The sequence below is a fragment of the Kitasatospora sp. NPDC004799 genome, from assembly GCF_040609095.1.
GTDB lineage: Bacteria > Actinomycetota > Actinomycetes > Streptomycetales > Streptomycetaceae > Kitasatospora.
Genome location: NZ_JBEXJK010000293.1, coordinates 1 through 10,366, shown reverse-complemented (window position 1 = coordinate 10,366; position 10,366 = coordinate 1). Strand labels below are relative to the sequence as shown.

At 74.2% G+C, this 10,366-nt stretch carries 8 protein-coding genes, 1 pseudogene and 1 CRISPR repeat array; of the genes and pseudogenes, 2 read left to right on the top strand and 7 right to left on the bottom strand.

Annotated elements, in window-relative coordinates:
• Positions 1–417: 417 nt before the first annotated feature.
• Positions 418–2,295 carry an SMI1/KNR4 family protein gene (locus ABZW03_RS29205; protein ID WP_355264612.1) on the bottom strand — a complete coding sequence of 626 codons (1,878 nt, stop codon included), beginning with the start codon at positions 2,293–2,295 and terminating at the stop codon, positions 418–420.
• A gap of 100 nt (positions 2,296–2,395) precedes the next feature.
• Between ABZW03_RS29205 and ABZW03_RS29200 the strand changes: the two genes are divergently transcribed.
• Positions 2,396–2,521: a hypothetical protein gene (locus ABZW03_RS29200; RefSeq protein ID WP_355264609.1), complete on the top strand. Its 126-nt coding sequence runs from the start codon at positions 2,396–2,398 to the stop codon at positions 2,519–2,521.
• Positions 2,522–2,898: 377 nt separating this feature from the next.
• Positions 2,899–3,473: a CRISPR direct-repeat array (repeat unit 26 nt; unit sequence CTCCCCGCACCCGCGGGGGTCAGCCG).
• 109 nt (positions 3,474–3,582) lie between these two features.
• On the opposite strand, the pseudogene ABZW03_RS29195 reads toward ABZW03_RS29200, so the two are convergent.
• The 6 genes and pseudogenes from ABZW03_RS29195 to ABZW03_RS29170 all read right to left on the bottom strand — a co-directional run.
• Positions 3,583–3,687: pseudogene (locus tag ABZW03_RS29195) on the bottom strand (ATP-binding cassette domain-containing protein); the annotation flags it as partial.
• Positions 3,688–3,943: 256 nt separating this feature from the next.
• A complete protein-coding gene (locus tag ABZW03_RS29190) occupies positions 3,944–4,315 on the bottom strand; it encodes an NUDIX domain-containing protein (protein ID WP_355264615.1) in 372 nt (123 codons plus the stop codon).
• A 137-nt stretch (positions 4,316–4,452) separates the two neighbouring features.
• On the bottom strand, positions 4,453–5,046 hold the full coding sequence (locus tag ABZW03_RS29185) for an AAA family ATPase (protein ID WP_355264606.1): 594 nt from the start codon (positions 5,044–5,046) through the stop codon (positions 4,453–4,455).
• Positions 5,043–5,528, bottom strand: a complete 486-nt coding sequence (locus ABZW03_RS29180; RefSeq protein WP_355264603.1) for an NUDIX domain-containing protein — start codon at positions 5,526–5,528, stop codon at positions 5,043–5,045. Before ABZW03_RS29180 ends, ABZW03_RS29185 begins: the two co-directional genes overlap by 4 nt.
• Positions 5,525–6,904: an NUDIX hydrolase gene (locus ABZW03_RS29175; protein ID WP_355264600.1), complete on the bottom strand. Its 1,380-nt coding sequence runs from the start codon at positions 6,902–6,904 to the stop codon at positions 5,525–5,527. Before ABZW03_RS29175 ends, ABZW03_RS29180 begins: the two co-directional genes overlap by 4 nt.
• 940 nt (positions 6,905–7,844) lie before the next feature.
• Complete coding sequence (locus tag ABZW03_RS29170) at positions 7,845–9,827, bottom strand: hypothetical protein (protein WP_355264597.1); 1,983 nt, start codon at positions 9,825–9,827, stop codon at positions 7,845–7,847.
• Between the two features lie 172 nt (positions 9,828–9,999).
• Here ABZW03_RS29170 and ABZW03_RS29165 point away from each other — a divergent pair, with 172 nt between their 5' ends.
• Positions 10,000–10,311 (top strand): MazG-like family protein, encoded by a 312-nt coding sequence (locus tag ABZW03_RS29165; protein WP_355264594.1) that lies wholly within the window; start codon positions 10,000–10,002, stop codon positions 10,309–10,311.
• The last annotated feature ends 55 nt before the right edge of the window (positions 10,312–10,366 follow it).

The following is a 10,366-nucleotide window of genomic DNA, read 5'->3' as shown; positions in this document are numbered from 1 at the left end:
GCCGCACCACCCCGCACGGCCGCACCCCCGGCCCGCACGCCACCGGCGCACACCGCCGCCGCCCGCCCGTCCTCCCGCCGCCGTCCCCGCCGGTCGGCTCGCGACATCGGGCCGCCTGTCCAGGCCAGGGGCGCAGCGGTTGGGGTGGGGCGGTCGTCGTGTCCGTCCTTCTCGTCCTGCCATGTCGATCGCCCGAGGCCGGGGACGGGCGGTACCCGTCGACCCGGCCGACAGAGCGGCCTCGTCCCGGCACGCTGGGGGGGCCGCAGGTCGGGGACCGTCAGCGCTCGATGGGCGGGGACGGACGTGCTCGCGGCCGGTACGTCCGCGTCGATTCGGGGCGGGGATGCACCGCCGGGCGGCGGCCCGGCCCGGCCCGGGCCCGCGGTCAGCGTGCCGCGTCCCCGTGCCTGCCGGTCACGGCGTAGGCGCCCCGTCTCCCATCGGCCGTGCCCACGGGCGGGTGGTGAACGTGTGCAGCCGTCCGTTCGTGATCGCGTGGCGGGGCAGGCGGACACCGAACTCCGTCGCCACGGCCTCCAGGAGCGGCCGTAGCGCGGCGGGGGCCTGCTCCCGGGAGCCGAAGAACCGGTCCGGGTCCAGCGCCGGCGGTACCTGCCCGGTGCGGTGTACGTCTCCGTGCGCGTACGTGAAGGCGTACCGCTCGGTGCCGTCGTGCGCTGCGGAGAGGTGGAAGAACGGTTGCCCGTGCCGGGGCGTCAGGCCGCTCCACACGACCACCGCGCGGGTGCCCTCGCTGGCGGCCGCGGCCGGGGAGGCGAACCGCTGCGGGTCGAAGGGGCCGGGGGCGCCGTCGAAGGCGAAGCTCCAGCGGTCACCGGCCCGGCCGACGGCCATCAGCGCCCTGTCGTCGTACGGGAAGCAGGGCCCGGGCCCGCCGAATGCCCGGCGGCGTGCCTCGTCGCAGGTCATGGGCTCGGCCAGCGCCGCCCCGGTCCCGTCCGCCAGGCGGCCGGGCAGGTCCTGCGGGTCGACGCCTTCGACCAGGACGAACCGGAACTGCGTGCGGCCGGCCTGGGGGTCGGGGTCCGCGAGCCAGGCCAGACCGTCCGGGTCGAGATCGGGCGCCGGGCTCGGGGTCCCGCCCGGCTGCCCGGCCCTGGGGGTGGACAGCAGTTCGCGGCCCCGATCCGGCGTCAGCAGGGGGCCGAGCAGGGGGTCGGCCACCCACCCCACCGGCGCGAGGTGGTCGGGGCCCAGCGGCTGCCACGCCGGCAGGGCGTCCACCAGCGTCCGCCACGCCCGGTCGGTCTCGCCCCACCGCGCCAGCTCCCGGGCCCGTCCGACCGCCTCCCCGAACGGACCGGCGGCCGTGTACCGGTACGTGCCGCCGCGTACCCGCTCCAGCGTGGCGTAGGCCAGCGACACCACGTCGTCACCGGCTCCCCGCAGATGGAACATCAGCGTGGCGTCGTCCCGGTACGCGTGCGCCGCGTGCTCGGCGACCAGCGCCGGCAGCAGATCGGGCGCGTACCGCGGGTCGGTCACCACGTCCTCGAAGTCCACCGTGTAGGTCTGTCCGAGCAGACGGCGCAGCTGGTCCCCCAGCCCGGCGGCCCGGGGCCTGCCGTACGCCCTCGCCTCGTCCAGGGACTGCCGGGACCGTTCCCAGTCGCCGCGCAGCGCCTCCAGCCTGGCCTGGCGCACCAGGGCGTCGAGCTCCCGTGTCGTGTCGTTGGCGAACTCCGGCTCCCCGACGGCCGGACGCGCCCGCAGCCGGTGGAACTCCCGGTACACGCCCCGCATGAACTCGGCGAAGTTCGCGTGCCGCTCGGGCGGCTCGGCCCGCCAACCCGCCCACGTGTACACGGCCCACTCCCCGGCCCCGTCCACGTCCTCGGGATCCAGCAGGACATAGAGGCCGTCGGATTCGACATCGAGCTGGAGCCCGCGCCGCCAGATGCCCGCATCACGCCACTCGGCCGGTCCCGAATCCTCGTCCAGGTACCCCTCGAACACCTCCGCCAACCCGGACTCGTTGCCGTGCCAGCGCGCGTCCGCGGTCCCCGCCAACAGCCAGACGAACCCGCCCGCATGCCGCCACCCGTCGCTGGCCATGAGGAACCCCCGGTACGACGGAGGCAACCGCCGCCCCAGACGCCCCTCCATCGCCGCGACCCGCTCCTCGGACGCGGGCGGAAACCCCAACCACCGGCTGCGCCGGGCGGCTTCGTCCTCGTCGCTCCGTGCCTCACCCTCGGGCAGGGAGTCCGACCACTCCGCGCTCCACCGGCGCAGGAACGGCTGCCAGTCAACTGGTTCCGTCATCGTCATGCGCCCGATGCTGCCAGCCGCCACCGACAGTGCCCTTCGGCGCCGGGCGCCACGGCCTCGCGGCCTCCGCCCGCCGGGCCGGTGGTGGTGGGGGGAACAGGTGGCCTTCACCGCGGACACCGGCGCCGCGCCGCCCCCGGACCCGCAGGCCGCCCTCAAGCGCTACCTGCCGCCCGGTGCCACGGGGGAGTGCGCCCTGTGCGGCCGCACCCTGTCGACCTCCTGATAGCCGCCCACATCAAGAAGCGCGTCACCGCGCCATCCGCTCCGCCTCAGGAGCTCCGGTTGAACGGCTGCTGGCGGTGACGCCGACCAGTGGGTGGACGTAGTTCCGGCCACCGTGTCTGCGTACTGCCTGCAGGGTGACGGCAGGGATGCGTGAGCAGCCCAGGCGGTGCCCGGTCCCGGCGTTCCCCGTAGGGTGAGGCTCCCGTCCCGACGGTCCATGAGCTGCGTTCCGACTACCACATCACCGACACGTGGCACGATGTGCCGTGCTCCTTGACACCTCAACAGGTCACGAAGGCCCACCTTGCCAGAGCCCGATCCGGAATTGGCAAAGAAACAGCAAAGTCGTCACATCGTCCCAGGCCACGAAGAGTGCTCCCCGCACCCGCGGGGGTCAGCCGATCGACACGGGGAGGACCCAGAGACCGCCGGCGTGCTCCCCGCACCCGCGGGGGTCAGCCGTTGGGGGGCCCGCACCGGGCGGTGGGGGACTGGTGCTCCCCGCACCCGCGGGGGTCAGCCGGGGGCCCCAGTCGATGACCGGGGCCCCCTTCGGTGCTCCCCGCACCCGCGGGGGTCAGCCGCGGACCGCGTTCCGGCAGCTCACCGCGCGGGAGTGCTCCCCGCACCCGCGGGGGTCAGCCGACGTTGAAGAGGCGGACGGCTCGGTCAAGACGGTCCTCCCCGCACCCGCGGGGGTCAGCCGCCGGTGGTCCTCGGCATCTCGGTGATCCACGTGTCCTCCCCGCACCCGCGGGGGTCAGCCGGTAGCGATCCGGGCGGGCAGGCCGGGCTGGTCGTCCTCCCCGCACCCGCGGGGGTCAGCCGACCGCGACGTCCGGATCGTCCACGGTTACCGTGTCCTCCCCGCACCCGCGGGGGTCAGCCGCGCCTTGCGCGCCGGCACCGGCCGCAGCCTGTGTCCTCCCCGCACCCGCGGGGGTCAGCCGGACCAGCGCTGGAAGTTCTGGGCGAGCAGGGCGGCGCTGCTGAAGAGCTGGTCGCGGTCGGCGGTCGCGGTGTCGACGCCGTCCCACCGGACGCGGCCCTGGTGGGCTGGTAGACGCCGCACAGGATGTTGGCCAGGGTGGACTTGCCCGAACCGTTGGCTCCCACGAGGGCGATGACCTTGCCCCGTGGGATGGTGAGGGTGACCTTGTCCAGCGCGGGGGTGTCGCGGCCGTCGTAGGTGAAGGAGACGTCCTCGACGGTGATCGTCTTGGGGCGTTCAGGCCGCGAAGGTCACCGCCGGTGGGGATGGCCCGGCGGTGACCTTCGCGGCGCAGCTGGTCGAGGTCGCGGACGAAAGGGCTCTCCTCGTACAGGCCGTTGATCTGGGAGACGAGGCCGCCAATGCTCGCGGAGCCGGTGCGGATGGCGACGACGGCGATGCCGGCGGCGGCGAGGGGGATCGTGCCGTTCATGACGAGCGAGCCGAGGAGGGCGAACGCACCGAGGGTGGCGGCGCCGGCCCGAGGCTGCGGACAGCAGGGAGGACAGGCCCGCGAGGGGCCCGCCGGCCAGGTACGCCTCCACCGGTGGCCTTGGAGGTCGGAGGTATCGGGTTGGGCAGGGCGTCGGTGGCGGGGTGCCAGCGCACCTCCAGGTGCTTGTCCGGTTCGACGTTGACGAGCTCGCCCGTGAACTTGATGGTGGCGAAGGCGAACAGCAGGAACCCGTCGCGCCCGTCCCAGCCCTCCTTGGCCTGGATGGTGTGCACCAGGCGCAGGTCGCACGTCCGGGCGATGAGCCAGGCCTCCTCGCGCAGCTCCCGGGCCGCGGCGTCGGGGATCTCCTCCCCGGGTTCGACCTTCCCGTCGGGGATCGTCCACGCGGGGCCCGGGGTCCAACTGCTTTGGCCGTAGCGGAGGGTGGCGATCCGGGCGGTCGTCAGGTCATGGGCGATGACGCGGACACGGCGGTCTCGGGCTACTGCTGCCAGGTGTCGCGCGAGGGCAACGTGGAGAGCGCGGTCTCGCGCATGATGCGGTCGACCGTGGTGTGGAGGGTGCTGTCGCTGCCGATGACGGTCTCGATGCCGCCGGGAAGAACGTCGTGTTCGCGGTACCAGCCGCGCAGTTCCCGCTCGGTGACGGCCGCCAGGTACTCGCGATCGGCCTTCGAGGCGTGCCGGACCAGCGTCTCGTCGATCGGGATGTCGAGGTAGTAGCAGCGGGTGACGCCACGGTGGTCGCCCACCAGGCGCGTGAGCATCGCGCCGTAGTGGTCGGCGTACAGGATGCCTTCGATGACGACGTGGTAGCCGGCATCCAGCGCGTACCGTGCCACGGTGTCGATCAGGCCGATGTTCGCGCCGCCGGGCCGGTCCCGCTCGCGCAGCACGATGCGGCGGAGGTTGTCCTGCGCGACCACGGCCAGGCCCCGCCCGAAGCGGTCCCGGATGCCCGCCGCCACCGACGACTTGCCCGAGGCCGAGTTCCCCCGGACGACCACGAGCCGGGTCTGCACGCTCCCCACAGGCGACCCGGCCGCGGGGAGCCCCTGGTGGCTCGTGGCGCTCATGCCGGCCAGCCGACGACGGACAGCGGGCGGCCGGCGGTGATCTGCGCGAGCGCGTGCGCGGTGTAGCCGACGATCGGCTCCGGGAGCCCGTCCAGCGGCCAGAAGCGCAGGGCGGCGCACTTGTCCGGTTCGCGGTTGGTGATATCGCCGGTGTACGCGCGCGGGGCGAAGAACAGCTGGAGGCGTCCGGCACCGTCGTCGGCGTCCAGGTGGTGGAGGGTGTGCACCAGGTCGAGGTCCTCCTCCCGGATGGTGATGCCGAGTTCCTCCTCGGCCTCGCGGGCCATGCCGGCCAGGACGGACTCTCCCGCTTCGAGGTGCCCGGCCGGGAGGTGCCACAGGCCGTTCGCGTAGGCGGTGTTGCGGCGCTGTCCGAGCAGCACCGTGCCGCGGTCGGCCAGGACGAGGTGGACGCCGACGACCAGCGTCAGCGGGTCCGTCCCGGTGGCGCGGGGCACGTCGGCGTGGTCGGGCCGGGTCACGAGGCCTCCCCGGCGGGCCGGTCGGCGGTAGCGGTGAGCAGTGGCAGGTAGTGCCGCAGGTAGGGCGGGGTCTTGAGGTCGAGGGCCTCGTCGAGGGGGACCATGCGCACGGCCAGGCCCTCGTCGCCGAGGCGCAGGTCGCTGTCGGGGCCGTCCCAGACGGTGTGCAGGACGCGGGTGAGCGGGAGGCCGAGGTCGTGGTGCGGGTCGGGGAGGCGCCGGATGGGCTGTCCGGTGATGTCGATGCCGGCCTCCTCGCGGACCTCGCGCACCGCGGTCTCCTCGGAGGTCTCGTCGGCCTCGCGCCAGCCGCCGATCGGGGTCCAGTAGCCGGGCCAGGCCATGCCCGGCCTGTCCTCGCGCAGGTTCATCAGCAGCCGGCCCGCGCGGTCGGTGACGAAGACCAGGACGCCCTCGAAGTCGTCGTCCTGCGGGGCGGGGCGCTCCAGGTAGAGCGGGACACCGCTGCGGCGGGCGCGCAGCAGCTGTCGCAGCCGCCGGTACTGGGCGGGGGCCATCAGGGAGTGCCAGCCGTGGACCGTCTCGAACCGGAACTCGGTGTGCTCGGCCGGATCGAGGCGGATCCGGGCCTGCTGTTCGGCGGTCAGCGTGCCGCCGTCGAAGACGTAGCCGGCGACCGGGACCGGGTAGTCGGCGTCGACCTGCGTGTGGATGGCGGCGACCAGGCGCCGCCGGAGCACCCGCGGGTTCTCCGCGGCCAGGTCCAGGCCCAGCTCCTCCCGGGCCTCGCGCAGCGCGGCGTCGAAGGGGCTCTCGCCGGACTCGACGTTGCCGCCGGGGAAGTTCCACACGCTCGGGTCGACGGTCGAGCGCATCCCGAGGACGCGACCGGCGGGATCGGTGACCAGGAAGCAGCCGTAGGCGCTGGGCCGGGCGATGGTGTTCACGTACTCGCCGACCGGCCGCCAGCCCGGGATCGCCAGGCGGCCGGTGAGCCACTCGAGCACCGCGCGCTGGCCCTCGCTCGTCTCGGGCAGTCGGTCGGCGCCGGCCCACCGGTGCTCGTCGTGGTCGCGGGACAGGACGACCGGGGCGCCGTCCGGGACGACCGCGGTGAAGACGAACTGCCGTACCCGCAGGCCGCGCTGGTTGGTGAAGTCCAGATGCCGCGCGTACACCAAGGGCAGGTCCGTGAGGCCGGTCTCCTCGGCCAGCTCCCGCGCCGCGCCCGCCGGTACGGCCTCGCCGTCGTACCGGCCGCCGCCCGGGTACTCCCACAGACCGGGCAGCACGTCGTGCGCGGCCCGGCGGATCATCAGGATCCGGCCGGAGGCATCGCGAACCACCACACCGACACTGATTTGTTCGACGCCTTCGCGGAAGGCCAGGTCGGTCAGCGCATCGAACTCGATCACCAGGGGCTCCACGGTCTTCGGGCGGGCAGGGCCCCGCCGGTCGGTGCCGGTCTTCGCCGCGGCTGCCCTGCGCGCAGGCTTCGCGCAGTCGGGAGGGCATGTCGAACCACGGCTGTTCGGCGCTCAAGTCGGTGTCGGCAAAGTCGAGTTGCGGATTTCTCCAGGGGTTGCCAGCGTCCGATGATGGTGCTGTTCGAGTGCGGTGTTCAAGTGGGTCGGCTCCGGGCGAGCCCGGGTCGAACGGGGAGTTTTCGAGTGCCTTCCGGGCATGGGTGAGGACGTCCTCCAGCCGGTCTTGCATGGTGACTGGGCGCGTTGGTGCCCAGCCCGCAGGCTCTGGGGGCGCTGGTGGGGGACGAGGCGCGCAGTGCGTGGCCGGCTCGCGATTCACCCGTTCGGCTGGACAGGTGATCGATCGGGTTTCGCCCGGAGGGCGTATCGAGGCCGGCAGCGTCGAGCGCGTTCGGGGTGGGGCTGGTGGTGAATGCGGCCAGGAGGCCGTCCCGTTGGGGAGCGAGGCGGCGGCTCATGGACGGCCTCGAGAGATCATGTGGTGCGGGTTACGACGCCAACTCCCCTCCGCGGTCGTCAGCGAGGCCGGTGCGTGATCGCGGCCAGACGCGTCGAGGGCGCACCCTGGCGCAGCGGCGCTTGCCCGATGTGAAGTGCCGGAGACGGCCCTTGTCGATGTGGCCGCAGGCGATGTGGCGGAGACGGGCCGGTACGCGGGTGCTGTGGAACGGATCCAGGAGTTCGTAGCCGACGTGACAAAGGCGTTCTGCGACGACGGCGTGTTCGGGGCGTGGCGGGCCGAAGCGGGAGGGTGCGGCGATGGTGTCGACAAGCGGTGGCACCCGGGCGGCCCGGCAGCCCGGGCCGGCGGCCCATGTCGGGCCCGGGGTCGTGACGAGGTCGGGTTCCAGCGGTCGGTCACGGTCGGTCAGTCCCAGGCGGCGAGCAGTTCCTCGAGGGCGGCGCGGATCGCTTCGTCCTGGGTGAATCCCCGCCAGCCGCCGTTGCTGCGCAGCCGCTGGTCGCGGGCGGGTACGTCGCGCAGGTGCCGGGCGGCGGGGCGGGCGGCGTGGCCGAGGCGGGCCAGGTAGCGCACGGCGGGGAGCATGACCGGGAGGTAGACGCCCTCGGCGAGGCCCTGGACGGTACTCGTCATGGCCTGGACGCTGGTGCCGGTGTCGCCGGTCGTGGCCCAGAGCGCGTGTGCTGCCTCGAGGCGGGTCCAGGGGTCGTTGTCGGCGGTCAGGGCCCGGAGCCGGTCCGCGTGGCGGGCGGCGTGCGGGCCGAGGTCGGCGAGCATGCGCAGGGAGGGGTGCGGGAGGCGTCCCTCGGCGGCGGCGCGGCCGAGGGCTTCTAGGGCCGGTTCGGGTTCGCCGCCGGTCTTCCAGTAGGCCCAGGCCGCGAGTTCCGGGCGGGCTGCCCCGCTGTTCGAGCGGGCCAGCAGCAGGTCTCGTGCCCCGCTTCCCGCCGTCCCGATCCCGGCCAGCGCGTTCGCCGCCGACGCCCAGGTCCGGTCGTCCTCCAGGAGGCCGGTCAGCCGGGGGACCGCCGCCTGTGCGGCGGGGCCCCAGCCCGCGAGCACCCGGCAGAGGCTGTCGAGCAGGTGCGCGTCCGTGGCGGCGTCGAGTTGCTTGCCGATGGTGGGCAGGAGGAGTTCGGCGTGGTCGGGCAGGTGGTCCAGGACCTCGTGGAGCGAGGGGAGGACGGCATGGTGCAGGCCGGCGGTGGCGGGGTAGTGGGCGGAACCGGCGGCGAAGCCGGACCGCGTGCCGGTCATCAGTTCGGTCAGGCCCGGCAAGCAGCGCGGGTCGTTCATCCGGGCCAGCGCCCACAGGGCGGCCTCGGCGACGGTCTCCCGCTGCCGGGTGGCCCGCCCGGCGGTGTCGTCGAGCAGGGCGGCGACCTCGTCGGCGTGGGCGGCGGCGGCCGGGCCGAGGCAGGCCAGCAGCTCGGCCGCGCGGAACCGGACCTCGGGGGCGGGATCGTCCAGCCGCGCGGCGAGGGCGGGGACGAGGTCGGTGCTCGGCGAGCGCCACTGCGCCAGCGACCCGCCTGCCTGGGCCAGTGCGCCGACCCGCTGGTCGGTGTCGCGATGGTCCTCCAGCAGGCCGAGGGTGAAAGCGGTGGACGGCCCGGTGAACAGGGCCGCCGTCCACTGGTGGACGCCCTGGACGCCGGCGTCAACCGAGCCGGTGTGCCGCCACAGCTCGACGCCCGGGTCCCGGACCGCTTCCAGCAGGAGGCCGACCCGGCGCGCGGGGAGGCCCGGGTCGGCCGGGGTGAGCGCGTGCACCGCCGCCAGGCGGGTCTGCGGCTCCGGGGCGTCGAGCAGCCGGTGGAGCAGTTCCCGGACCTCGGCGGCCTGCGGCCCGGCCGGCTCCCGTCCTGCCGCCAGGCCGAGCGTGAGGACCAGGTCGAGGCGGGTCGCCGGATCGGCCTCCGCCTGCCAGCACCGTACAAGGGGCGGCAGGAGGAGTTCACCGGCGCTGTCGCAGGCACCGAGCAGGTGAGCCGTGTCCCGCCGGATCTCCGCAGCGGGATCGGTGAGCAGGACGAGTACCTCCGGCAGGGTCCGTTCCCAGGCGGGCCGCCAGCCGGGGTCGAGGAACCGTTCCGCCACCCGCCCGGCCTCGGCCGCCAGCCTCCACATCAGCTCCAGTGCCACACGCCGGCTCGGGAGCGGGACGTCCGGGCCCGCGGCCAGGCGCACCAGGAACGGCAGTGCGGCCGGTGCCGCCGAGCAGATCCAGCCGCCTTGGTGGAAGAGGAGGTTGAGCAGGTCGAGTGCCGCGTCGGCGGCGTCGTCCGGATCGGGCCCCGCGCATCGGCGCAGGAGGCCGGGCACGTCATCGGCGGGTCCGTAGTTGTGCCTCAGCGCGGCCCAGTCGACCGTGTCCAGTCCCTCCCACATGCCCGCGACCCTATCGTCCGGTCCGGCGCGCGACGTACGGGGGAGGAGCCGTCGGCGGCCCGGCGGGCGGTCGAATCGAAAACCCACGGTGGATCCGGGCTCGCCCGGAACCGCCCGGCTTGAACGGGCCGATCGAACAGCGGCAGGATCGCCCGCCATGGAAGACCTTTGGATGACCGTCAAATCCCTTGCGGACAGGCTGGATTCGCTCTCGGACGCGCCGTACGGGCAGGTGGTTCTCGGGCAGGCCCTGAAGCTCTCCGAGGAGACCGGTGAGGTCGCCGAAGCCGTGATCGGCATGCTCGCGATGAACCCGCGCAAGGGCGCGTCCCACACCCTCGAGGACGTCCACGCCGAGGCCTGCGACGCGGCCGTCACCGCGCTCATCCTCATCGAGCGCACCGGCGCGGACGCCCGGTCCGTCTTCGAGCGGCACCTGGAGAAGCTGGCCAGGCGGCCGCTCACCGGGGAGGCCACCGCTTGAACACCCCCGGCCCTGGCCCCGCCCCCACCCCCGCGCCGACGACGGCGCCGACGAC

Bases quoted from the DNA above. Each gene is read 5' to 3' on its own strand.
- ABZW03_RS29205 (WP_355264612.1), bottom strand. From the start codon at position 2,295: ATGACGATGACGGAACCAGTTGACTGGCAGCCGTTCCTGCGCCGGTGG.
- ABZW03_RS29185 (WP_355264606.1), bottom strand. From the start codon at position 5,046: ATGAGCGCCACGAGCCACCAGGGGCTCCCCGCGGCCGGGTCGCCTGTG.
- ABZW03_RS29170 (WP_355264597.1), bottom strand. From the start codon at position 9,827: ATGTGGGAGGGACTGGACACGGTCGACTGGGCCGCGCTGAGGCACAAC.
- ABZW03_RS29165 (WP_355264594.1), top strand. From the start codon at position 10,000: ATGACCGTCAAATCCCTTGCGGACAGGCTGGATTCGCTCTCGGACGCG.